The 22,939-nt window shown below is 50.4% G+C and carries 21 protein-coding genes and 1 tRNA gene; 9 read left to right on the forward strand and 13 right to left on the reverse strand.

Features of this window, described 5'->3' with window-relative positions:
- Positions 1-82: 82 nt before the first annotated feature.
- The 4 genes from H6F90_RS06220 to H6F90_RS06235 form a co-directional block, all read right to left on the reverse strand.
- Positions 83-829 carry a hypothetical protein gene (locus H6F90_RS06220; protein ID WP_190551188.1) on the reverse strand — a complete coding sequence of 249 codons (747 nt, stop codon included), beginning with the start codon at positions 827-829 and terminating at the stop codon, positions 83-85.
- 79 nt (positions 830-908) lie between these two features.
- Positions 909-1,604: an NAD-binding protein gene (locus H6F90_RS06225; RefSeq protein ID WP_190433367.1), complete on the reverse strand. Its 696-nt coding sequence runs from the start codon at positions 1,602-1,604 to the stop codon at positions 909-911.
- A gap of 117 nt (positions 1,605-1,721) precedes the next feature.
- Positions 1,722-3,056: a TrkH family potassium uptake protein gene (locus tag H6F90_RS06230; RefSeq protein WP_190551190.1), complete on the reverse strand. Its 1,335-nt coding sequence runs from the start codon at positions 3,054-3,056 to the stop codon at positions 1,722-1,724.
- 117 nt (positions 3,057-3,173) lie between these two features.
- Entirely contained in the window at positions 3,174-3,800 is a 627-nt protein-coding gene (locus H6F90_RS06235; protein ID WP_190433369.1) for a TenA family protein, read from the reverse strand.
- 103 nt (positions 3,801-3,903) lie between these two features.
- On the opposite strand from H6F90_RS06235, the gene H6F90_RS06240 reads away from it, so the two are divergent.
- From H6F90_RS06240 to H6F90_RS06250, 3 genes are all read left to right on the forward strand, one after another.
- Complete coding sequence (locus tag H6F90_RS06240) at positions 3,904-4,764, forward strand: methyltransferase domain-containing protein (protein WP_190551192.1); 861 nt, start codon at positions 3,904-3,906, stop codon at positions 4,762-4,764.
- A 112-nt stretch (positions 4,765-4,876) separates the two neighbouring features.
- A complete protein-coding gene (locus H6F90_RS06245) occupies positions 4,877-5,845 on the forward strand; it encodes a homogentisate phytyltransferase (RefSeq protein ID WP_190551194.1) in 969 nt (322 codons plus the stop codon).
- 12 nt (positions 5,846-5,857) lie between these two features.
- Positions 5,858-6,148 (forward strand): hypothetical protein, encoded by a 291-nt coding sequence (locus H6F90_RS06250; protein WP_190551196.1) that lies wholly within the window; start codon positions 5,858-5,860, stop codon positions 6,146-6,148.
- Positions 6,149-6,213: 65 nt separating this feature from the next.
- Here H6F90_RS06250 and H6F90_RS06255 read toward each other — a convergent pair whose 3' ends face one another.
- From H6F90_RS06255 to H6F90_RS06265, 3 genes are all read right to left on the reverse strand, one after another.
- The gene (locus H6F90_RS06255) at positions 6,214-9,132 is read right to left on the reverse strand and encodes a glycerol-3-phosphate acyltransferase (protein WP_190551198.1); all 2,919 of its coding nucleotides are present in this window, start codon (positions 9,130-9,132) and stop codon (positions 6,214-6,216) included.
- Between the two features lie 188 nt (positions 9,133-9,320).
- Complete coding sequence (psbA, locus tag H6F90_RS06260) at positions 9,321-10,403, reverse strand: photosystem II q(b) protein (RefSeq protein ID WP_190551200.1); 1,083 nt, start codon at positions 10,401-10,403, stop codon at positions 9,321-9,323.
- A 136-nt stretch (positions 10,404-10,539) separates the two neighbouring features.
- Positions 10,540-10,887, reverse strand: a complete 348-nt coding sequence (locus H6F90_RS06265) for a histidine triad nucleotide-binding protein (RefSeq protein ID WP_190551203.1) — start codon at positions 10,885-10,887, stop codon at positions 10,540-10,542.
- A gap of 197 nt (positions 10,888-11,084) precedes the next feature.
- Between H6F90_RS06265 and H6F90_RS06270 the strand changes: the two genes are divergently transcribed.
- The 4 genes from H6F90_RS06270 (at position 11,085) to purB (ending at position 15,644) form a co-directional block, all read left to right on the forward strand.
- Entirely contained in the window at positions 11,085-12,614 is a 1,530-nt protein-coding gene (locus H6F90_RS06270; RefSeq protein ID WP_190551204.1) for a YifB family Mg chelatase-like AAA ATPase, read from the forward strand.
- 66 nt (positions 12,615-12,680) lie between these two features.
- Positions 12,681-14,036 (forward strand): C1 family peptidase, encoded by a 1,356-nt coding sequence (locus H6F90_RS06275; protein WP_190551206.1) that lies wholly within the window; start codon positions 12,681-12,683, stop codon positions 14,034-14,036.
- Positions 14,037-14,171: 135 nt separating this feature from the next.
- A tRNA-Glu gene (locus H6F90_RS06280) sits at positions 14,172-14,244 on the forward strand.
- Between the two features lie 83 nt (positions 14,245-14,327).
- The gene (gene purB, locus H6F90_RS06285) at positions 14,328-15,644 is read left to right on the forward strand and encodes an adenylosuccinate lyase (RefSeq protein ID WP_370587960.1); all 1,317 of its coding nucleotides are present in this window, start codon (positions 14,328-14,330) and stop codon (positions 15,642-15,644) included.
- An 80-nt stretch (positions 15,645-15,724) separates the two neighbouring features.
- Here purB and H6F90_RS06290 read toward each other — a convergent pair whose 3' ends face one another.
- The 6 genes from H6F90_RS06290 to H6F90_RS06315 form a co-directional block, all read right to left on the reverse strand.
- The gene (locus H6F90_RS06290) at positions 15,725-16,084 is read right to left on the reverse strand and encodes a hypothetical protein (RefSeq protein WP_190551209.1); all 360 of its coding nucleotides are present in this window, start codon (positions 16,082-16,084) and stop codon (positions 15,725-15,727) included.
- Positions 16,085-16,130: 46 nt separating this feature from the next.
- A complete protein-coding gene (locus tag H6F90_RS06295; protein ID WP_190551211.1) occupies positions 16,131-17,360 on the reverse strand; it encodes a helix-turn-helix domain-containing protein in 1,230 nt (409 codons plus the stop codon).
- Positions 17,357-17,836, reverse strand: coding sequence for a response regulator (locus H6F90_RS06300; protein ID WP_199295758.1), 480 nt, complete (start codon positions 17,834-17,836; stop codon positions 17,357-17,359). Before H6F90_RS06300 ends, H6F90_RS06295 begins: the two co-directional genes overlap by 4 nt.
- A gap of 348 nt (positions 17,837-18,184) precedes the next feature.
- Positions 18,185-19,150: a metallophosphoesterase gene (locus tag H6F90_RS06305; RefSeq protein WP_190551213.1), complete on the reverse strand. Its 966-nt coding sequence runs from the start codon at positions 19,148-19,150 to the stop codon at positions 18,185-18,187.
- A 6-nt stretch (positions 19,151-19,156) separates the two neighbouring features.
- Positions 19,157-19,924 (reverse strand): SH3 domain-containing protein, encoded by a 768-nt coding sequence (locus tag H6F90_RS06310; RefSeq protein ID WP_206756159.1) that lies wholly within the window; start codon positions 19,922-19,924, stop codon positions 19,157-19,159.
- A 90-nt stretch (positions 19,925-20,014) separates the two neighbouring features.
- Positions 20,015-21,079: an SH3 domain-containing protein gene (locus H6F90_RS06315; protein ID WP_190551217.1), complete on the reverse strand. Its 1,065-nt coding sequence runs from the start codon at positions 21,077-21,079 to the stop codon at positions 20,015-20,017.
- Between the two features lie 75 nt (positions 21,080-21,154).
- Between H6F90_RS06315 and rsmA the strand changes: the two genes are divergently transcribed.
- Complete coding sequence (gene rsmA, locus H6F90_RS06320) at positions 21,155-21,988, forward strand: 16S rRNA (adenine(1518)-N(6)/adenine(1519)-N(6))-dimethyltransferase RsmA (protein ID WP_190551219.1); 834 nt, start codon at positions 21,155-21,157, stop codon at positions 21,986-21,988.
- Positions 21,970-22,926, forward strand: coding sequence for a 4-(cytidine 5'-diphospho)-2-C-methyl-D-erythritol kinase (gene ispE / locus H6F90_RS06325; protein ID WP_190551221.1), 957 nt, complete (start codon positions 21,970-21,972; stop codon positions 22,924-22,926). The genes rsmA and ispE overlap by 19 nt, the downstream gene beginning before the upstream one ends.
- The last annotated feature ends 13 nt before the right edge of the window (positions 22,927-22,939 follow it).

Below are 22,939 nucleotides of genomic sequence, written 5' to 3' on the forward strand. Positions count from 1 at the left end.
GTCAGCCAAGTTCGTCATCGTGTAGTTAATCGGACTGCTTAGTAAGTACTGGCAGTAATCCAGTTTGGTGAAGCTCATGCCTCTAGTTTATGTCTGTCTCTGCGTAAGTCCTGTCTGGATTGAGGCAGGGTTGCAAAGGATAAGCGATGACGTCAGAAGCATGGATCAGATTGCTCCATCTCAAGCCGCGATCGCTATATTGGCTCACTAAAGCTTTCACCTGTTCAGGCTGAATGCCCAGCATGATGTTAAAGAAAGCGATGGGAGAACCCATTGTGGCGATGCTTTTTAATTGCAGTTTTTGCTGAGAAGATTCTGACTGAAAATCGGAACGGTGATGCCCCTGAATCAGCGATCGAATCTCAAAGGCTGGATCGTCCGAATGAAATCTTTCGGAAAATAAAGCGTCCCACAAAACAACCGTACCCAGCGAATGGGAAACGATGTGTAACTCTGTCTCGTTTGGATTACGGCTGATGAAATCAGAGAGCTGTTCCGCAATTAATTTTCTAATCTTGATGCCGCGCTCTGAATTGAGATAGGTGAAAACATCACCGACAAATTCAGAAAAGAAGCCCTTTCTGAAGTTTTGATAGCGAAATACGGCTTGAGCATCAACCTGAGGATTGGCTGATTGAAAGGCTTGCAAGTTTTGATGCACCGCATTCCAGAGCTTGCCAACGTCATTTAAGACATCACCCCAAAAGCTCGCATAAAAGAGCGGCAAAGCTACTTGTTGTTGACTAAACTCTTCTCGAATCAAGCTCTGTAAGGAATCGGCATACTGCACGTTGCGGGTGGCAACTCCGTGCATAAAAAATACAAGCATGATGTCGGTGGCAAAAATGGAGCAATGCTCTCTATTCTTCCCGACCCGCTTGAAGATGCAATGCCATCAGAACTTGAAGTTAGATTGGTAATTGATCAATTCCCTTATTGGAACCAATCACCACCATTGCTTCCCCCTTGCGGAGGCGGCGGTTGGGTTCGGGGTTGATCTCAAACTTGCCGTTGTAGCTAACTGCCAGCAAGTTGAGGCCAAAACGACTCCGCAACCTGAGGTCTGAAATTGTTTTACTGTCAAAGTCTTCAGGAACAATCACTTCCACGATGCTGTTGTCGGGATCAAGCTCGAAGCGATCGAGAATGCCTGGTTTCGTCAGCGATCGCGCCAAGGCACAGCCCATTTCATGCTCTGGAAAAACTACATGATCCGCGCCAACTTTTCGCAACAGCTTTTCATGAATTTCGGAAGAAGCCTTGGCGACCACATGGGGCACCCCCGCCTCTTTCAGGTTCATGGTAGTGATCACGCTTTCTTCCACATAATTGCCGATCGCGACAATCACGGTATCGAACTCAAAAACCCCTGCTTCTTTCAGGGCAGCAACCTCAGTTGAATCTAACTGTATTGCATGAGCTGCTAGCTGGTCTGTCAGAATCTGAGCCACCCGCTTTTCATCCGAGTCAATCCCTAGTGCTTCGTACCCCATACGATGCAGAGATGCACAAACAGCTCGACCAAAGCGCCCCAAACCAATGACAGCAAATTGCTTATTCTCGGTTCGTAAGCTGCGAAAGAAGCTCAGATAGGATAAATTCACGAATTAACCTCAGGCGCTAAGCGCCAAAATCTGATTTGGAATCCACAACTCTTTAAATTATCAAGATTTCGGGTACAAATCTGCTCCGGAAATCCCACCCTATTTTGTTACAGAAACCTACCCTACGAGTAAATTTTCTTCTGGATAACGGATAGTACTCGGATTGGGGTCACCTAAAATTGCGCCGATTAGCAGCAATACCCCAACTCGACCGAGATACATGCTGGCGATTAAAACTAATTTGGCAAAGGTGGAAAGACCTGCCGTAATCCCGGTGGAGAGACCGACTGTGCCAAAACCTGACATCACCTCAAACAGAATTTGAATAAATTCTACGTGTGTGTCAGTGATGGCAATTAAAGTAGTCATAATCATGACGGCAGCGAGTGAACCAACCGAAACTCCCACTGCTTTGAGAATGAGCGAAACAGGAATTTGCCGCTCATATAAAGTCGCTTCTTCTTTGCCTTGTAAGATCGCTCGGGTACAACTCGTTAAAACTCGTAAAGTGGTAGTTTTAATCCCGCCTGCGGTACCGCCTGGACTACCTCCAATAAACATGAGGACGATCATGATAAATAAGCTGGCAGTCGTCATTTTGCCAATATCAACGGTATTGAAACCTACAGTACGCGGTGTTACGGCTTGAAACCAAGCTGCGAGTATCTTAGTCTTAAAATCCATTGCTCCGAGGGTAGCTGGATTCCCTAACTCTGTAAAAAATATAGCAATCGTACTAATGACTAAAAGAATGACTGTAGTACTAGTTGCGACTTTGAAATTTAAGGAAAAGACAATTTTTTCCGGTTTTCTGGACAAGCGATCGCGCAACCACAGAAACAACTCAAAAATCACTTCATAGCCAATACCACCAAAGATAATTAAGGCTGGAATAATGATGTTCAATAACACCGAAGATTGATAGCCAATGAGATTGTCCTTAAAGGGGCTAAATCCAGCATTATTCCAAGCGGTAATACTATGGAAAATAGAGAGCCACAATCCCTTGCTCCAACCGTGATCGGGCACAAAAACTGGCAGCAGTAGAAATGCGCCTGTGAGTTCAAAGATCAAAGTGAGGGCGACGATGGAGCGCAGAACTTGGGCCACTCCTTGCATTCCAGGGCGATCGAGCGCCTGTTGTAGCGCAATTTTGTCTCGTAGGCCAAACCGTCGTCCCAAAAGTAGCAAGAGAAAGGTGGTAGCGGTCATGTAGCCCAACCCACCAATCTGCACCAAGGCGAGCAGGATCACTTGCCCCGTTGTAGAAAAATAAATGCCTGTATCCACCACGATGTGGCCCGTGACACAAACAGCTGATGTAGCAGTAAACAGAGCCACAATAAAGTCATTCCAATTGCCGCTGCTGGTTGAAAAAGGCAGCATTAGTAGGAATGTTCCTATGGCAATGACAGCTAGAAAACCGAGACAAATAGTTCTAGAGACAGTCATGAAGCGATCGCGTCAATAAACTAAGTTGGGACTGTAAAACAAAGGCTGCTTAAGAGCTTACTGCTTGCTGAGGCACCCGTTGTACGATTCTGGTTTAGCTGCATCTTGGCACACTATCTAAGCATCATAGGACCAAGCTGCTTGAAAGAAATCGTGCTCACATTGCATGGCATAGCGGTAAGTGGTGTGGGCCGGAGCAGGATGGATGGTGTAGCGATCGCAAAGCTGCTCTAACTGTTGCGCCAATTGGTCAAACTCTGGACTGCTGTAGGTGCGAATCCAAGTGGTATAGGTATGCTCAGACTTTTGGCTAGCTCCAAGTTGCTGACCGAGAAAGGTGTACAAGCGCATACAAGGCACCATCGCTGCTGTGGTCAAGCCTGCATCACCACTCCAGGCTGTTGCTAGCAAGAAATCTGTATAGCGTCGCGTAGCAGCTCCAGGTTCTATAGCCTGCAAGTCCACGCCCCACTCTTGGGCATAACCTTGGTGCAGTTGCAATTCTTCCAACACCCCACCTGCTAGGGTGTGAAACACCCCAAATCCTTCCCAATCGGGTGCTTTGGCAGCGGCAATACTATAAGCTCGCGCAAAGGCTTCTAGAAAAAAAGCATCTTGACCGACGTAATAAGCAAATAGCTCCTTGGGCAAGCTGCCATCGGCAATGCCCTGGACAAAAGGATTTTTCAGACAAGCTTGAGCTAAATCTTGGTTTGCTTGCCATAGATCGCTGGAGATCGTCATGCAGATTTTTCCTTTTTCAAATACATTTTCCACCTCTAGAGGTTATGACGCGATCGCTGGCTCTGCTAGGCTAATTCCGATCTAGATTCAACGCTACACTGCTATGACCTCGACCCTCTACCAACAAATTCAGCAATTCTATGATGCCTCCTCTGGTTTGTGGGAGCAGATTTGGGGCGAGCACATGCATCATGGCTACTACGGTCTAGATGGCAAGGAACCCAAAGAACGCCGCCAAGCCCAGATTGATTTAGTAGAGGAGTTGCTGAAGTGGGCCAAAGTTGAACAAGCAGAAGCGATCTTGGATGCAGGCTGCGGAATTGGGGGAAGTTCTTTGTATTTGGCTCAAAAGTTTCAAGCGGCAGCGACTGGCATTACTCTAAGCCCCGTGCAAGCCGCCAGAGCCACCGAGAGAGCGCGTGAGGCAGGCATGAGCAGCTTGACTACTCAACCTAGCGCTCAGTTTTTTGTCAGGGATGCTCTAAACACCGATTTTGCCGACAATTCCTTTGATCTTGTCTGGTCACTGGAAAGCGGAGAGCACATGCCAGACAAGCGTAAGTTCTTGCAGGAATGCTATCGGGTGCTAAAGCCAGGTGGCACGTTGATCATGGCGACTTGGTGCCACCGCCCCACCACGCCCAGTGATCCACTGACCACAGATGAGCGACAGCATTTAGCCGACATTTATCGCGTCTATTGCTTGCCTTATGTGATTTCGCTGCCAGAGTATGAAGCGATCGCGAGCCAACTCTCGTTTCAAAATATTCGTACTGCCGATTGGTCAGACGCGGTGGCTCCGTTCTGGGACAAGGTGATTGAATCTGCTTTAACTCCCAATGCCATTTTCGGTTTACTACTTTCTGGTTGGACGACAATTCAAGCGGCTCTGGCGTTGAATTTGATGAGTCGGGGCTATCAGCGGGGGCTAGTACGTTTTGGATTGCTATGTGGCACTAAATAAACGATTCAAGTAAGGTGCGGCCAAGCTAGCTCAGCCATTTTCTATCAAGGGATTGCTGCCAAAATTGTCATTGATTGCTTAAAATCAAGCCTGTGTATCAATTCAGGCACGCATGAGCCAGATTTCCCCCCAAAAGCCTGCTGTTTCGTCGGCCCAGATTAATCTCCTCCAAAAGTATGCCCCCTGGCTCTATGCTTTCTGGAAGTTTTCTCGCCCCCACACCATCATTGGCACGAGCCTTAGTGCGCTAGGGTTGTACGCGATCGCCAGTGCTACAACTTCGATTCCCTTTGCCCTTAGTCATCTAGGCGTACTGTTGGCCGCTTGGCTCGCTTGTCTCTGCGGCAACGTCTACATTGTGGGACTGAACCAATTAGAAGATGTCGAGATTGACCGGATCAACAAACCACATTTACCTGTCGCTTCCGGGGAATTCTCGCGATCGCAAGGTTGGGCCATTGTCCTCTTCACAGGGGCTTTAGCGCTGCTGATTTCTCTCAGTTCCGGTTGGTTTCTCTTCGGTACGGTGGGCATTAGCTTAGCGATCGGCACTGCCTACTCCTTGCCACCTATCCGCCTGAAGCGATTTCCGGTTTGGGCTTCGCTGTGCATTTTTACAGTGCGGGGCGTCATTGTTAATTTGGGGTTATTTCTACACTTCAGCCAACAACTCCAAGGCCAAGGTAATATCACTCCAGCAGTTTGGGCGCTGACATTATTTGTTCTGGTATTTACGTTTGCGATCGCAATCTTTAAGGATATTCCTGATATCGATGGCGATCGTCAATACAACATCAATACCTTCACAATTCGGCTCGGGACAAAAGCAGTATTTAACTTGTCTCGTTGGGTTTTAACCGCTTGCTATCTTGGCATGATTTTAGCTGGTTTATTAAACCTGACAGGTGTTAACTCTAAGTTTTTAATCGTGACTCACTTAGTTGCCTTGAGCCTACTTTGGTGGCGAAGTTTACGAGTTAATTTATCAGACAAAGTAGCGATCGCCAGCTTCTACCAATTCATTTGGAAGCTCTTTTTCTTAGAGTATTTGGTTTTTCCTACGGCTGCCTTATTTAATTAAAAACTTCTCAACATGATGGAACCTTGGCTACTCAGTTTGGTTCTGGTGAGTTTGGGCAGTATATTTGCGGTTCAAAGCCGCTCACCTAATGCAGCGGACAGTTCCCACCTTGCAAGATTGGAGCGAAAAGTTGATCTAATTCTGAATAAGCTGGAAATTGACTACAACGAAACCCTCGAAGATCTAGTCAGATCAGGCGATCGGATTGGAGCAATGAAAAAGCTACGTGAAGAAACAGGAGTTGGCTTAAAGGAAGCATTGGATACGGTTAAAGCAATCGAAAGAAACATCAATCGGTCTTGAGAAGTTAAGGTTAGGTTGCGGAAATGCTCGACCTAAAAGTAGAAATTACAAGTCTTCGAAAACTTTTATAAGACTTCTACGGTTCCCTGTTGACCATCAATTCTTACCCATTGGCCATCCTGCAATTGATGGGTCGCATCATGCACATCCATCACGGCAGGGATGCCATACTCTCGTGCCACAATCGCACCGTGAGACAAACGCCCTCCTACTTCCGCAATCAAACCTCCCGCTCTGGCTAGCAGTGGTGCCCAACCAGAATCGGTGTAGGGCACCACCAAAATTGTTTCTCGATCGATTTCTGCGATCGCCTGTAAGCTCCGCAACACTTTCACTCGACCCTCTACCTGGCCTGGGCTAGCCCCAATGCCTTGTAACTTTTGCGAGGGTTGCCACTTATGGACGGTGATAAAGGTGAGTGGGGCATTACCGTAGACCAAAGCGGGCACTTGTACCAGTTCATTGTCTTGGGCCAGTTGCGATCGCCGTTCTGCAATTAACCTAGAGACTTGGCTAGCTAAATCGGCATCTGACTGTTGAATCAGCCGCCAAATTTCCTCAAACTTCAAGAAGAAAATATCGCCTGCTGCTGACAGCAATCCTTGCTCTAGCCACAGCTTTTCTAGCGCTACAAAGCTCCAGCGCAATTCTGCCAGCAATCGACTGTAAATCTCTGTCACCTGACCCTTCAAACTCACTCGCTGCTGAACTCGCTGCACTTTCCAAGCAGGCGATCGCGATTCAGCGGGCAAAGGCTGACCCGCAGGGGTTGGGTTGAGCAGAAACTGGGTGAACAGGTCACAAACAGGTTTGGAGTCTTCGCGCCAAGTCGGCACCGCAATATCCGTCCCCACTTCGCTCAAGTAACCATAGGTGTCGAGAAACTGAGCTAGCTGATCAGACAAGGTTTGACCGTTGGGGCGGGCTGCTAAGGTGTCAAAAACTTCAGGACTTGGAGCAGCAGGATTTTCTAAGTTAGCGACTAAATGGCGGTTACGATTGGCAATTTCTTGGAGCGATCGCAACGCGGCAACTTCCGGAGTGTTGCTGTTGTCTAGTTCGCTATCCTGAACCTTGAGAATTGCCTGTCGTAGCGCTGCACTCAGCGGAGCCAAGATGCTGTAATAAGTCGCCCGCTTCAACACCCGCAAAATAGTGTCAATGCGCTCTAGGAGAGTGGGAGCGGTCAAGTTCTCGGCAGGTTCTCGCGTTAGCGTCGTTAGGAGGGGTGCAAACTGCCGTTGGTAGTCATAACGAAAATCTTTGTCTAGCTGCCATTCTCGCTGTAACAGCCGCATTAATCCAGGTGTATTGCCTAAAGTGGAGCCTAGGGGTGGTTTGCTGAACTTAGCCCCTCTGGTCAAAAACTCCAGGCTCTCAGGAGGTAAGCCCATACGGAGGAAAGTTTGCCCTAACAAAGAGGCGTTGAAGTAAGCGCGAGAGTGATGCAGCGTCGCGGTTTCATTAAAGTCTAGCCCTCGCGATCGCTTACCCAGCACCAACGTAAAAATCTCACCCCAAACCCCACAAGTCAAAGGCCGATTAATCGACCAAGTCAGGGGACGAATCAAGCCAGGAATGACTTCTGCGGCAATCTTACGAGTCCAAATCGGTAGCAGCGTGGTGATCGGGCGCGATTGCAGCAGCCATAAGGTTTGCCCATCGTAGGTCCATTCGATATCTTGTGGCAGTCCGTGATAGCGGGCCTCTAAATGTCTAGCCAAAAACGCCACTTGCTGAATTAAGCGGGGTGGTAAATCTCCTGTTCCTTCGACGGGTAGTTCTAAATCAGCGGGAAGCACCCAGTTTGAATCCGCTTGAGCTAAATCGCTTTCACGCACCAAAACCCGATATTGCTCAGGCGTAAACTGCCCGGACACAATCCGTTGCGTCTCACCGGGTAGCGCTTCAATTACGACTGCCTCACCCTGCCGAGCGATCGGGTCACGACTAAAGGCCACCCCCGAAAACGCGCCACGAATTTGTTGCTGTACCAGGATCGCCATTGCCGCTTCTGGTAGTCCGCGATCGCGCCGATACTGGATGGCTCCTGGCTGGTCATAGGAAGCCAAGCACTGAGCGATCGCCCGCTCCAGCCCTCCCTGAGTTGTCACATTCAAAATACTTTCGTACTGCCCTGCTGCTGAAGCCAGTTCTGAATCTTCTCCCACCGCTGAAGAACGTACCACCAAAGGTTTCTCGGAGGAAGGCTGCAAAAACTCAATCAATGGCGTTGGATCGTCGCCAGGTGGCAACACCCAACCTACCGGAACTGGATAGCCCCACCGCATTAATTGCGAGAGGGTAGCCGCTTTCTGTCCGACTTTTTGAGCTTCTAAAGGCCGATTCAGCGAGACTAGAGCGCGATCGCCGCGAAAAAACTTAAACACTGCTTGGGATTCCGGTTGACCTGCTTCTGGGGTTAAGTCTAGATCATCGGGAATCTTGCGGTAAATCCAGCCCATGAGACTGCCCAGCACGATCGCCGCCACAATCAAAGCGGATTCTTGGGGATGCAATAAAGCAGTGATTAGCGGAAACAAAACTAAGACTAAAATCTTGCCTTGGCGCTTTTCCCGCAAAATGGTGGAGCCAATGCCCCCCAAAATAAACACCAGTAACGAAGCCATCCAATCGTGGACAACATAGCCCCAAACCACGTTGGTTGTGCCTGCTCCCCGCGCCATCCAATAGCGGCCCATCACCAAGGCTATTAAGGAGATTAGCTCCCACTCTGAAGCTTGCGGAAAAAAGTAGCGAGCAATTAAAACCGCAGCAATTCCCTTAAATGCTTCTGACAGAACCGCCAAAATCCCTACAACACGACCACCGTGGTAAAACGCTGCCGAAACGCTGACATTTCCCGTTCCTAGTTTGGCTAGTTGTTTTCTCGTTAAGGCATAGGTGAGCCAGCTAATCAGAGGCAATCCACCCAGCAGCGGGCAACCAATGCAAATAATCAGAGCGCCTAAAACTTCGTTCATCTTGGAGGTGCAGAATGGCGACTTTTAGGGGAACTTGCAGATACTAGACAGGAGCGATCGCTCCTCTTCCATCAAAGCTCATTTCAGCGCTTGTCAATCCAGAAAAATTGTCAGCCTGGAAAACAGCAATGCAAAAAGCGCCCCCCGTTAGGAGAGCGCTTCTTTTCTAGCTAGAGACTAGCTGGAGATTAACCGTGGATTGCAGGAGCGGTTAGCGCTACAGGAGCAGCTTCGCCCGCAGCCAGGTCGAGGGGGAAGTTGTGAGCGTTGCGCTCGTGCATCACTTCCATCCCCAAGTTCGCGCGGTTCAGCACGTCTGCCCAGGTGCCAATCACTTGACCCTGCGAGTCAATGATCGACTGGTTGAAGTTGAACCCGTTCAGGTTGAACGCCATCGTGCTGATGCCCAAGGACGTGAACCAGATGCCAATCACAGGCCATGCACCCAAGAAGAAGTGCAGAGCTCGGCTGTTGTTGAAGGACGCATATTGGAAGATCAAGCGGCCAAAGTAGCCGTGAGCTGCCACGATGTTGTAGGTCTCTTCTTCTTGGCCGAACTTGTAACCGTAGTTCTGAGACTCGTTCTCGCTGGTTTCACGCACCAAGGAGGAGGTCACCAAGGAACCGTGCATCGCGGAGAACAAGCTACCACCAAATACACCTGCCACACCGAGTTGGTGGAAGGGGTGCATCAAGATGTTGTGCTCAGCTTGGAACACCAACATGAAGTTGAAGGTACCGGAGATTCCGAGGGGCATGCCATCGGAGAAGGAACCTTGGCCGATGGGGTAGATGAGGAACACTGCGGTTGCCGCTGCGACAGGTGCAGAGTAAGCGACGCAGATCCAAGGACGCATGCCGAGGCGGTAGGAGAGTTCCCACTCACGACCCATGTAGCAGAAGACGCCGATGAGGAAGTGGAAGATTACCAACTGGTAAGGGCCACCGTTGTAGAGCCACTCATCAAGGGAAGCCGCTTCCCAGATGGGGTAGAAGTGGAGGCCGATCGCGTTGGAGGAAGGGACGACAGCACCAGAGATGATGTTGTTGCCGTAGATGAGGGAGCCAGCGACAGGCTCACGGATGCCATCGATATCAACGGGAGGAGCCGCGATGAAAGCGATGATGAAGCAGATGGTGGCGGAGAGCAGGGTAGGGATCATCAGAACGCCGAACCAGCCTACATAGAGGCGGTTGTCGGTGCTGGTAACCCAGTTACAGAACTGCTCCCACAGGTTGGCGCTTTCGCGTCTCTGTAGAGTGGTAGTCATGTCTGGATGAGTGCTTATTACTTAAAGTTGGATGAATCTATGTAAAGTAGGGCGAACCCCACTTGATCTATAGATTAATCACTTTGTTGAGCTTTGTAAAGTAGTTTTCTCAGGTTTCTATCGCCAGTTAGAGCGATTAACCGGGAGGCCAGGCCAGCGGTCGCCCGCCGAGAATGTGCAAATGCAGATGGGGAACGGTTTGCCCCCCATCTTCCCCATTGTTAATTACAACTCTGTAACCGTTTGCTAAGCCTTCTTGCTCTGCTACGCGCTTCACAGTTAGTAACAAATGCCCCATCAATGCATGATTCTGCGATTCTGCATCTGCAAGCTTGGTGATCGGCTCTTTGGGAATCACTAGGATATGGACAGGCGCTTGCGGATTCACGTCTCTAAAGGCAAGGGCCAAGTTGTCCTCATAAACAATATCCGCTGGAATTTCGCGGCGGATAATTTTGCCAAAAATCGTGTCTGTTTCGCTCATAGCCAGAATTTCTTGAGGTTTGCTGCAATTTTAAGGGGCGATCGCAACATCAGCATGAGAATCATTAAGTTTGAGTGAGTGATCAATCTAGCTAGTAAATAGCCAGTGCTCTCAATCGTTAGTAAAGGCGAACCTGAGCATGTTGGTACATAGGCGATCGCGGGCATTCTACGGCTAGAAGTCTCAGGTATGACCGAGTGCTGGCCAGGATTTGGAGTGCATCCCTCGTCGGGATTGATGCGGTGAAGGTTGGAGTTGAGGTAGATGTGTCCGGTGGGCTCCCAGGCATTGTCTTGGTAGGTTTACCTGGCACTGAAGTGCAGGAGTCGCGGGAACGAGTCAAAGCAGCCCTAAAAAACGCGGGCTATGCCTTCCCCATGCGAAAGATTGTGATTAACCTCACACCAGCGGATCTGCGGAAAGAAGGCCCTAGTTTCGATTTGCCCATCAGTGTGGGAATCATGGCTGCCTCTGAGCAGGTGAGTGCAGAACTGTTGGGCGATTACTTATTTCTGGGGGAAGTCTCGCTGGACGGTAGCCTCAGACCTGTGGCTGGTGTATTACCAATCGCGGCTGCCGCGCAACAAATGGGAATCACAGGCCTAGTTGTACCTGCGGGCAATGCCCCCGAAGCGGCGGTAGTCAAAGGTTTAGCAGTTCACGGCTTTCAGAATTTAGCGGAAGTGGGCAACTTCCTCAACCAGCCTGAGCAGTATCAGCCTGTGCAAGTGGATGGTCAGGCAGCCTTGGCACGAGCGCGGTACACCGGACAAGACCTGAATGAAGTTAAAGGGCAAGCTCATGCCCGTCGCGCCTTGGAAATTGCCGCAGCGGGTGGTCACAACCTGGTTTTTGTTGGCCCTCCCGGTAGCGGTAAAACTATGCTGGCTCGTCGTTTGCCTGGGATTTTACCGCCATTAACTTTCGCCGAATCACTCGAAGTCACCCAAATTCATTCGGTCGCAGGCTTGCTCAAAGAACGAGGTTCCTTGGTTAGCGATCGCCCTTTTCGCAGTCCCCATCACTCCGCCTCTGGCCCCTCGCTCGTAGGCGGTGGCAGTTTTCCTAGACCTGGGGAAATCTCACTTGCTCACCGAGGGATCTTGTTTCTTGACGAATTAACAGAATTTAAGCGAGATGTTCTAGAGTTTTTGCGGCAGCCGCTAGAAGACGGGCATGTCACCATTTCCCGCACGCGGCAGTCGGTGTCTTTTCCCGCCCAGTTCACCTTGGTTGCCAGTACCAATCCCTGTCCTTGCGGCTACTTTGGCGACACGATTCAGCCTTGCACTTGTTCGCCGCGCCAACGGGAGCAATATTGGGCCAAACTCTCTGGCCCGCTGATGGATCGGATTGACCTGCAAGTGGCAGTAAATCGGCTCAAGCCCGAAGAAATCACACGGCAATCCCTAGGCGAAGCTTCAGCCCATGTACGGGAACGAGTGCAAGTAGCTCGCGATCGCGCCCAAACCCGTTTTGAAGCCGAGCCCAGCCTACGTTGCAACGCCGATATGCAGAGCCGCCACCTGAGAAAGTGGTGCGTACTCAATGACGCAGCCCGCAACATCTTGGAAGGGGCGATTCGCAAGCTGGGCCTTTCCGCCAGAGCTACCGATCGCATCTTGAAAGTCGCTCGCACAATCGCAGATTTAGCTGGAGACGAACAACTACGAACCCAGCATGTAGCAGAGGCGATTCAGTACCGGACGATCGATCGGATGCAATAGCTGGGTGTAACACAGGGTGCTGTCACTGATTTCGCGGATCTCGCTAAAAATTTAGGAGTACTGGTCATGTTTAAGCAAATTCTTCATCCTCAGGGTAGCCGAGTGGTGGTGGGTGGCTATCACCGCGATCGCCAAGATGACCGCGATCGTCGTTATGCTCGGCCCCGCAATGTGAAGCAGAATAGCTTGCCCAAGTTTGTAGATTTGCGGCGGCACATGACCGCAGTCGAAAACCAGGGCGAGTTGGGGAGTTGTACGGCTAACGCGATCGCTGGAGCTTATGAGTATTTGGCTAAGCGACTTACAGGGCAAAACTACGATATTAGCCGCTTGTTTATCTACTACTTAGCTCGGAAATTTGATGGCTGTGAGCAGGAAGATAGCGGCGCAACTTTACGTCGGGGTATGAAAGTGTTGACCAAGTACGGCGCTTGCTCTGAAGCAGCTTGGCCTTACGACATTGAAACTTTCTGTGACGAACCCCACGACGATGCTTTTCAGGAAGCGGCTGAGCATTTAATTGATGAGTACGATCGCATTGATGTTGATTTACATGCGATGAAAGTCTGTCTGTCGGAGGGCTACCCTTTCGTATTCGGCTCCGACATCTTTCAATCTTTTGAGGATCTAGATCATCGGGGCCATGTGAACATGCCACTTCCTAGCGAAGAAAACTTGGGCGGTCACGCGATGCTCGCTTGCGGCTACTCGGATAAAGACCAAGTGTTTCTGGTTCGCAACTCTTGGGGCACCGATTGGGGCGACAAAGGATACTGCTATATCCCCTATGAATACTTGACCAATGCAGATTTAACAGGCGATTGCTGGACTCTCCGCCGCGCCAATAATCTCGATTTCTCCGAAGACATCAGCACCAGCTACGAAGAAGGTTTCTCATTTTTTGATGTGCTGATTGAACTTCTGACAGGTACAGAAGTGCCAACGGACGAAGAAGAGTATGAGGATGAAGAGTCAGAGGAATTAGAAGAATACGACGAGGATGAAGAATCCGAGGAAGAACTAGAAGAGGAAGAGGAAGAGTACGAGGACGAGGACGAAGGAGCTGAGGAAGAGGAACTAGAGGAGGATGAGGAATCTGAGGAGGACGAAGACTTTGAAGATGAAGAACTCGAGGAGGAAGAGTTAGAAGAATACGAAGACGAAGAATCTGAGGAAGAGGAGCTGGACGAAGAATACGACGAGGACGAAGAATCTGAGGAAGACGAGGAAGAGTATGAGGACGAGGACGAAGAGTTAGAGGAATCTGAGGAGGATGAGGAATACGAAGACGAAGAATCTGAAGATGAAGAACTAGAGGACGAAGAATACGACGAGGATGAAGAATCTGAAGAAGACGAAGAGTTAGAGGAATCTGAAGAGGACGAAGAATACGGCGAGGGAGAATATGAGGACGAAGAATAAAGGCGATCGCCTACTCACATCCTTGAGTCACTAATTTTTTCAATTTAGGGACTTGCAAAACTCAAATCGTTCGTACTAGACTAATATTCCGCCGGGATACGCGAGCGGTTGAGGGCAACGCCTTCAAGTCACCTAGCCCCCATCGTCTAGAGGCCTAGGACACCTCCCTTTCACGGAGGCGACGGGGATTCGAATTCCCCTGGGGGTATAAAAATAAAAGGGAGTTGCAACAATGCAGCTCCTTTTTTGTAATTGCAAGTTGCGGGTTGAGATAGCGCTAAAATATGACGGTTGTATTCTGCGACACGGGCTTTGATTGAGCGTTATACCCTGCCTGAGATGGGCGAACTCTGGACGGAGGCTTACAAACTCAAAACTTGGTTACAGGTAGAGATAGCAGTTTGTGAAGCCCAGGCTGAACTCGGATATATTCCGGCTGAAGCAGTTGAAGAAATTAAAGCAAAGGCGAACTTTGATCCCAAGCGGGTGCTAGAAATTGAAGCCGAAGTTCGTCACGATGTCATTGCCTTTCTGACCAACGTGAACGAATACGTCGGCGATGCAGGCCGTTATATTCACTTGGGCTTGACTAGCTCCGATGTGCTCGATACCGCCCTGGCACTACAACTCGTGGCTAGCTTGGATGTGCTGTTAGGTCAGCTCGAAGCTTTAATCCAGGCGATTCGTTACCAGGCACAGCAGCACCGCGACACCGTCATGATTGGGCGCTCGCATGGGATTCATGCCGAACCGATCACCTTTGGCTTTAAGCTAGCGGGTTGGTTGGCAGAAGTGTTGCGGAATCGCGATCGCCTAGTCCGATTGCGAGATGACATCGCAGTGGGCAAGATTTCTGGCGCTGTGGGCACCTACGCCAACATTGACCCGCAAGTAGAAGCACTGGCTTGCCAGAAGTTAGGGTTGAAACCAGACACGGCTTCAACTCAAGTTGTTTCTCGCGATCTCCACGCCGATTTCATGCAGACCTTGGCGCTGATGACCGCTTCCATTGAGCGATTTTCGGTGGAGATTCGCAACTTACAGCGGACCGATGTACTAGAGGTCGAGGAATTTTTCGCGAAAGGCCAAAAGGGTTCTTCTGCCATGCCTCACAAGCGCAACCCGATTCGCTCGGAGCGCTTGACTGGGATTGCCCGCATCATCCGGGGCTATGCCGTAGCAGCGATCGAAAACGTAGCGCTGTGGCACGAACGTGATATTTCCCACAGTTCTGTGGAGCGGGTGGTCTTCCCAGACGGCTGCACCCTCACCCACTTCATGCTGGTAGAAATCACCGAGCTAGTGAAGAACTTGCAGGTCTACCCCGAAAACATGAAACGCAACATGAACCTCTACGGTGGGGTTGTGTTTAGTCAGCGAGTGCTCTTGACGCTGGTTGAGAAGGGGATGAGCCGAGAAGAAGCTTATGCCACGGTGCAGTCTTGTGCTCACACCGCTTGGAATAAGGACGATGGCAGTTTCCACGACCTGATCGCCCAAAATCCAAGAGTTACAGAGCATTTGTCGCCAGAGGAAATTGAAGAATGCTTCAATCCTCAACATCATCTGCGCCACCTGGATCACGTCTATCAGCGCTTGGGAATTTAATTAGAAAGCTTAAACCGTAGAGTGCAGGGTTGCTGTAGTAGCTCTGCACTTTTTCTAGCTGGATATTCTAAGAGAGAAAATTAGACAGGGCAAAGTTTCTGGAGCAGATCCATCAGCTGCTGCCCATCTTCTAGGTAACTGACGTACTCGCGATCGCCTACCTGCATGTCCTTGCTTTCCAAATCCACGCTATACCGTTCAGCAATCACAACGATCGGTGTGTCCTTGGCAATCCCTGAAGTTGTGCGAATCCGCCGTCCTGTCCTAGCAGCCTCCTCAATCGATTGCCCAAACTGGTTGAGCAAAATCAGATCTGGGCAATGAAATCCACCCATCATCCGCTCGATCGCATCTTCTGCATCTAAAGCGATGATGACCCGGTAGCCTTGGTGGTTGAGGTTGTGCTTCAGGAGGGGCCGTGTTTCGTCATCGGGTTCCACCACCAAAATAATTGGGGAGCTATCTTAGGTTGACGACTGAGCACCGTTAGACTCCTTGAGTAACAAGTAAGCTTTGCCCTTTTGTGGATGCAACTTGCTCAAGTGAGAGGGCAGATATGGGAGAGCTACTGTTGCCTTCTAACAAAATCAGGTGATGCTGGGAGTCTACTCTCAGCTTTTGTTGCTGCTGAAATTGCCTGAGTAGCCGGGTGATGGTGACTCTAGTCGTGCCGCAAGCGATCGCCAAGTCTTCATGGGTCAGGCGCACGCTCAACCGAGTCCCCCCGGTCACAGACTGTCCTACTTCGTGCTTTAACAACTGCAACAAAGTGTACAAGCGATCGCTGACTCGGAGTTGCCCATAAACCGTTAGCAGCAGCTCAGTTTGTTTGAGCCGTTGGCTAATTTGGGGCAGAAGCCGTTGCTGTAGCTCCGAGGAGGCAGCAAAATCGGTCAGGGGAATGCACCATAACTGCGTATCCGCTAGGGCAGTAGCTTCATAGAGCGTAAGCGCAGTCAGACTAGGGCCAAAAGGCGCTGAAGCCCCCGCTAAGCCAATCAATATTTCTTGGCCCGTCTGCGAAAAAGTGGTTAACTGCACCAATCCTGAGTGCACTTGCCAAATTCCTTGCAGATTTAGAGGAATCGTTTCTCCCTTGTGGTAGGTCCGCAACGGATAGCTCAGGTTGGGGCTATGGTCAGACGGCTGGCGATCGCTGAGGTAGCGCAATAGCCAGCGCAGCATTGGGGGTTGGTTGGCGTCTGGCTGACTCACTTCCACCAGAATGCTTGCATTAAAAGTGGTCCCTTGATATGGCTGCAACTGCACCTGCCATTCATGTTTCCAAGGTCTTTGTTGGAGCCGCTGTAGCTCAGTCTGAAACTGTAGCCGAGCCTCTGGAGGCACAAATGCCGTCAGTAAACGACCTGTGAGAAAAGAAGGTGGGAGGTTTAGCAACTTGGTAGCAGCCTGGTTGGCTTGCTGCACCACTCCAGCGGCATCTGTAATCAAACAGGCATCGGGAATAAATTCCAACAACTCCTGATATCGTTGGCGTTCAGTTGCAGCGCTTTGGCTTGCCAATAATAATTGCTGGTTTTGCTCGCTCAGTAAATCGGCTGCCACTTGAAGCCGCTCAGAGGCAATGCCTAATTCTTTCAGAGCAGAGGGTAGTAGAGCGGGCGATAAGGTAGTGGAGGTGCTGATGCCTTGATATAAATCGCTCAAGCGATTAGACATTGCTGCGACCTGTCGAGAAAATGTGGTTGCATTCATGTTGTAGGCACCATTTGAGGGGATTTGGTCAGGTCAGCAACCGTGGTCATTAACTCGTCAATATCAACAGGTTTTACTAGATACTTGCGAAAGCCGACAGCTAGGGCTTGTGCTTGGTCGCTCTTGCGGTTGTAGCCAGTCAAGGCGATCGCAGGAATTTGAACTTGTTGTCTACTCTCTAGGGCTTTGACTTGCTGCATCAGGCAATAGCCATCCTCGCCGGGTAGGGCAAGTTCGCTGATCAGTAAATCTGGTTGGATATCTTGCAAAATTGCCAGTGCTTTGCAGGCCGAAGCTGTAGCAATCGTCCTGATGCCATAGGCTGCAAACAACACGGTGAGCAGGTGTCTAGAATCAGGGTCATTATCAACAACTAGCACTTGCAACTGTTTCATCAACCTTGGATGACGCATTGTCTCCAGAGGCCTGGTCTTAGTGGAGAAGGCATAGCCAAACTCGGCAGATAGGGGGCACATATCGTTCTGCTCCAAAGACGAAAGCAGTTGGTTGTTTGACTTGATGACTATAGGTTTTGAGAAGAACTTAACTTTTTTCTGAAAAACTGCGAAGCTGATGGAAAGGGTAAATTGCTGATTAATAACGTTAGGCCGTTACAAACTTTAATGCTATTTTCTTTTAGCATAGGGCGATCGCTGAGAAGATTCAGTACGATTTCGTACGAACAAACTGCTGGCTCGGTTTCTACATGAATCCTTAAGGATTGCCGAGGGAGAGCTAGGAAGTTTTTAGCGCTCCTCATTGTGATCGCCGACTTCCCAAAACTCCTCAGTCAACTTTGTACCTTTTGACACAAAGTAACTCTCTTAACGACAAGGGCTGTTACCGGAGTCTGAAAAGCTCTTGCCAGCTTCGGAAATAAAGCGCCAATCGTAGCGCGTTGGATGCAAGGTCAACTTTAAGACGCCATAGGTATCAGCATTTCGCACTTGGCTATGGGGTTGAATCTCGCCCAACTCATAGTGATTTTTACCCCCAGTTCCCACCACAAACTGACGTATACCGCGATCGGGGTCTAGCTTGCCCTGCGGAGTTTGGGGAGCAAAACGCTCATAGTGGTGGTCATGCCCTGCCAGGACAACATCTGCGCCCGCAGCGGCAAGCGCTTGCCAAAAAGCCTGAGTGTCAGAATTGTTGCCATGATGCCCCGATGAGAAGCGGGGATGATGCCAATAAGCTAAGGTGCATTTCCGAGGGTGCGCTGCCAAGTCTGCTTTGAGCCATCGCTCTTGGGGCGAGCCTGTACCACAGCCTCCCACCTCCGAGCAGTTAGAATTGAGCGCAATTAGGTGCCACTGCCCAATGTCGTAACTGTAATAACCCCGCTGCGGACTGCCTGCGACTGCCCCAAAGTAGCGATAATAGCTGGCAGCGCCCGGCTCTTCATATTCGTGATTGCCTACCACGGGCCGAGTAATCGACTTGAGCCTGCCCCAGCTAGGAGCATAGGATTTCTGAAAGGCTTCGGCACTGCCTACTTCGTACTGCAAATCCCCAAGAGGCAAAACGGCAGTTAAACCTTCGTTGAGCAAAAGTTGGGCTGTTGCCTGCATGCGGCAAGCTGTGGCGGTTCCTCGCCCCCCGTTAAATTTGGGACTGTCCGGATCGCAGGCAATGTCCCCCGCCGCCGCGATCGCTGGAGCAGTTCCTGCCACTCTAGTTCCTGTCGCTCTACCAGATTGCGTAGATTGCGTCTGCTTCACCTGATTGGCAACCCAATAACTCCCCGATGCCAATCCCACAGCTAGAAGCACCACCACAACTGGACGCATAATTCCCTATTTCACTTGAGCGGAGAAGGCATAATCGTAGCCTTTGAAGTTTGAGTCTAGCTCCAAGGTGTACTCTCCGGTAGCAGGAAGTTCGCCAGTCCAGTTCTGGCGATTTTCATCATAATTCCCGGAAATCAAAGGCTGGCCTGTGGGAGTCAAGATGTTGGGGAAGACATCTTTTTGATTCGTAACGGTTAAGGTTTGGCCTTGATTAGCTCGCAATACATACTTGTGGCTCCCAGTACCGACAAAGCGATCGGCGATCGCTACCGTTCCACCCGCTTGAGGAAGCGCAATCCGGGCTGTCTTTTGGTTGCAGTTGCTCTCAGTCCGATTTTTGGCGACCCAACCCGCAACTTCATTGCCATCCGTTGACCTGATCTGAAACCACCCATCTTTCTCAGCCACTACCGAAACCCAAGCACCATTCTTGAGGGTGCCAACCACGTTATCAGATTGCACTTCTGGGCCAGAACGAATATTTAGAGGAGGGTTGGGATCAGCCGCGATCGCCTGAGTCACAACGCAGTTTTCCACCTGTACGGCTGGCTCATTATCCTGAGCACTATTATCAGGAGAAGATTTGAGGGGTTGCGCCGTCACGGGGGGAGCGGCTGCGGGGCTAGAGCCTGGAGCGGCTGGGGTTGTAGTGGCTGTCGGGCTAGGGCTCACTGCTGTTGAGTCCGTTTCGGGGGCTGAGGCGCAGGCAACACAGACCAAGGACACCAGCGTGAGCAGACCAGTTCCAAGCATTCTGTGAAATTGAGGAGACATATAAATGAAATCCGTAGAGGGGTTGGATAGAGCAGTTTGGGTTAAGGTTTTACGGAGTCTCAGGGTTAGAACTCAACCAACCGATGCAGCTCAGTTGAGTTGGACTGAGAAGGCATAATCATAAGGTTGCGATCGAGAATCGAGCTTGAGCCTGTAAGTGCCACTGAGCGGTAGTTTGCCTGTCCAGCGCGTAGTCTGACTGCGATCGCTTGTCTCACCTAGGGAGGTGCCGTCTGGAGCCATGATGCCTGGTAAAGGACCGAGCCCGCCAGTATCAATTGTGAGAGTTTGTCCTTGCACTCCATTCAGTAAGTATTGGTGAACTCCTGAGCTGGCAAAACGGCCAGCCACAGTAGCGGGGCGGTGATTGGCAGGGAGGGTAATCGACTTAGTTTTGTTGTCGTAGTTTCCAGCTGCATGGCCCTGTCGCTCAATGGTGGCCTTTACCACTGGTGTTAACTTCTCTTTCCAAAAGCGAATCTCCGGAAACCCATTGACTTGGCTCAGGACATCTTGCCAGCGCTGCTCTTGGAAGGCTTGTTGCGCGGCTTGAAAGCGAGTTTCTGCCTGTTGCCAATCTTGTTGCCACTGGGCGATCGCGAGTTGAGCTTCGGCGTAGGCAATGCTGTTTTCGGAAACCGCTTTGGCCAAAGCCATTGCTACTTCTAAATTGCCTGCTTGGTATTGCTCAGTGGCTGTCGTTAGTAAAGTCGGGCCAGCATCTACAGGCTGAGTCGCGCTAGCTGGAGTAGCAGGTCTGGGAGCAGGGACACCATTGGTCGTGGGGCAGCTGGTGATCGTCAGTGACTTATAAACCCACCCTGCAATCGGAGCCTTGGTTTGCAACCACTCATTTTGTTCCATTAAGACAAAGAGGCGGGTGCCATTGGTGAGTTGGCCCACAACATTATCTGAGGCGACCACTGGGCTAGCTCGTACATTTAAGGGTGGCGTCGGATCACTAACGAGTGTGATGCAACTTTGCGACTGAATCACCTTTGCAGAGGCCTTTTCGGATACCCCGATAGCTGACCCTGTGGAATTAGCGCTGGAATTTACTGTAGGAATCGAGTTTTTGTGCACCATATAACTGATGCCTGCTACGGTTGCGATCGCCGCTATCCCGCAGCCCACCCAAACGGGAAGCTGTTTCATATCTAAAATGCTGCTGTGATACACCCCAATCAAATTTTCTCAAAGAAGTGCGATCGCCCCCGATACAATAAAGCAATGGCACCTCCGACTCGAAAACAATTTGGTCAACATTGGTTGCGCAGCGATAAAGCTCTCAACCAAATTATTAAAGCGGCAGCTCTAGCACCGAGCGATCGCGTACTCGAAATTGGTCCTGGCACAGGCATTTTAACGCGGCAATTAATACAACAAGCTCAATCAGTTGTAGCGGTAGAAATTGACCGAGATTTGTGCGCCCTCCTAGCCAAGAAATTGGGACCAAAGGAAAACTTTTTGCTACTTCAAGGGGATTTTTTAACGCTGGATTTAGAGGCTCACTTAACGCCTTTTCCGCAGTTCCAAGCGCCCAAAAAAGTCGTTGCTAACATTCCTTATTACATTACGGGACCGATTCTAGAAAAGCTGTTAGGCAATATCGCTCAGCCTGCCGCCTCACCGCTAGAATCGATTGTCCTGTTGGTGCAAAAAGAAATTGCCGATCGCTTGTGTGCCAAACCCGGTTCTAGAGCTTATGGCGCATTGTCTGTTCGGGTGCAGTATTTGGCTGCGTGTGAGTTCATTTGTGATGTGCCTGCCAAGGCTTTTGAACCACCACCGAAAGTAGATTCGGCTGTAGTGCGCTTACGCCCCCGACCGACAGAACCACCCGCCCGAGATCCCAAGCAGTTGGCTAGCTTGGTCACAATGGGCTTTGCCACGAAGCGCAAGATGTTGCGAAATAATTTGAAAAGTGTGATCGATCGCGATCGCCTGACGCAATTGCTGGAACAATTAAACGTGAACCCACAAGCCCGCGCCGAAGATTTGAGCGTAGCTGAATGGGTGGCTTTAAGTAATTTGTTGACACCTGCATGCGCTCCTACTCCTTAACTGCCGCAGCCAAAATTAATCTGCACCTAGAAATCATTGGCGATCGCCCAGATGGGTTCCATGAGTTGGCGATGGTGCTCCAAAGCGTTGACCTCTGCGATCGCATCGATTTGCGCCCACTTTCTACAGACCAAATCCGAGTACATTGCAACCATCCAGAAGTCCCTGTCGATCAGCGAAATTTGGCTTACAAAGCTGCTGCGCTGATGGCCGCAGAATTTCCTGACACCTTTGCTCAGTATGGTGGCGTAGAAATCAACATTCACAAACAAATTCCGGTCGGCGCAGGCTTGGCAGGCGGCTCAACCAACGCAGCGGCAGTGCTGGTCGGGTTGGACTTGATGTGGCAACTAGGTCTCACTCAGTCAGAACTCCAAGAGTTGGGGGCTCGCTTAGGCTCAGATGTGCCTTTCTGCGTTGTTGGCGGCACCATGCTAGCGACAGGCCGTGGCGAAGAACTCGCGCCTTTACCAGACTTGAACCAGATCTATGTGGTTTTGGCCAAGTACCGCAGCCTCTCAGTTTCTACTGCTTGGGCCTACCAAACCTTTCGGCAACAATTCGGGCATGCTTATGTGTCCAATGTCCAGGAACTAGAAACTCGCAGGCAGCGCGTCCATTCAGGGCCGATGGTAGCGGCGATCGCCCATCGCAACAGCACCGAGATTGGTCAGCGCCTTTACAACGACTTAGAGCGGATTGTGTTGCCAGAGTATCCGCAAGTGCAGCGTTTACGAGAGCAGTTTCAGCAGCAAGGCGTATTAGGCACGATGATGTCTGGCTCTGGTCCTACCGTTTTTGCCCTCACCGAATCGCAAACGCAAGCAGAACAAGTCCGGGAACGAGTACAGGCGGCGATCGCAGACCCAGATCTAGAGCTTTGGGTAGCTCCGCTTACCAATACCAGTATTCGGATTGCCTCTTCCCGCCCGGTTTAATCTGCCTGCTCCT

Origin of the sequence: Trichocoleus sp. FACHB-591 (genome assembly GCF_014695845.1) — a bacterium.
Lineage (GTDB): Bacteria > Cyanobacteriota > Cyanobacteriia > FACHB-46 > FACHB-46 > Trichocoleus.

Bases quoted from the DNA above. Each gene is read 5' to 3' on its own strand.
- H6F90_RS06220 (WP_190551188.1), bottom strand. From the start codon at position 829: ATGCTTGTATTTTTTATGCACGGAGTTGCCACCCGCAACGTGCAGTAT.
- H6F90_RS06230 (WP_190551190.1), bottom strand. From the start codon at position 3,056: ATGACTGTCTCTAGAACTATTTGTCTCGGTTTTCTAGCTGTCATTGCC.
- H6F90_RS06235 (WP_190433369.1), bottom strand. From the start codon at position 3,800: ATGACGATCTCCAGCGATCTATGGCAAGCAAACCAAGATTTAGCTCAA.
- H6F90_RS06240 (WP_190551192.1), top strand. From the start codon at position 3,904: ATGACCTCGACCCTCTACCAACAAATTCAGCAATTCTATGATGCCTCC.
- H6F90_RS06245 (WP_190551194.1), top strand. From the start codon at position 4,877: ATGAGCCAGATTTCCCCCCAAAAGCCTGCTGTTTCGTCGGCCCAGATT.
- H6F90_RS06250 (WP_190551196.1), top strand. From the start codon at position 5,858: ATGATGGAACCTTGGCTACTCAGTTTGGTTCTGGTGAGTTTGGGCAGT.
- H6F90_RS06255 (WP_190551198.1), bottom strand. From the start codon at position 9,132: ATGAACGAAGTTTTAGGCGCTCTGATTATTTGCATTGGTTGCCCGCTG.
- psbA (WP_190551200.1), bottom strand. From the start codon at position 10,403: ATGACTACCACTCTACAGAGACGCGAAAGCGCCAACCTGTGGGAGCAG.
- H6F90_RS06265 (WP_190551203.1), bottom strand. From the start codon at position 10,887: ATGAGCGAAACAGACACGATTTTTGGCAAAATTATCCGCCGCGAAATT.
- H6F90_RS06275 (WP_190551206.1), top strand. From the start codon at position 12,681: ATGTTTAAGCAAATTCTTCATCCTCAGGGTAGCCGAGTGGTGGTGGGT.
- H6F90_RS06295 (WP_190551211.1), bottom strand. From the start codon at position 17,360: ATGAATGCAACCACATTTTCTCGACAGGTCGCAGCAATGTCTAATCGC.
- H6F90_RS06300 (WP_199295758.1), bottom strand. From the start codon at position 17,836: ATGTGCCCCCTATCTGCCGAGTTTGGCTATGCCTTCTCCACTAAGACC.
- H6F90_RS06305 (WP_190551213.1), bottom strand. From the start codon at position 19,150: ATGCGTCCAGTTGTGGTGGTGCTTCTAGCTGTGGGATTGGCATCGGGG.
- H6F90_RS06310 (WP_206756159.1), bottom strand. From the start codon at position 19,924: ATGTCTCCTCAATTTCACAGAATGCTTGGAACTGGTCTGCTCACGCTG.
- H6F90_RS06315 (WP_190551217.1), bottom strand. From the start codon at position 21,079: ATGAAACAGCTTCCCGTTTGGGTGGGCTGCGGGATAGCGGCGATCGCA.
- rsmA (WP_190551219.1), top strand. From the start codon at position 21,155: ATGGCACCTCCGACTCGAAAACAATTTGGTCAACATTGGTTGCGCAGC.
- ispE (WP_190551221.1), top strand. From the start codon at position 21,970: ATGCGCTCCTACTCCTTAACTGCCGCAGCCAAAATTAATCTGCACCTA.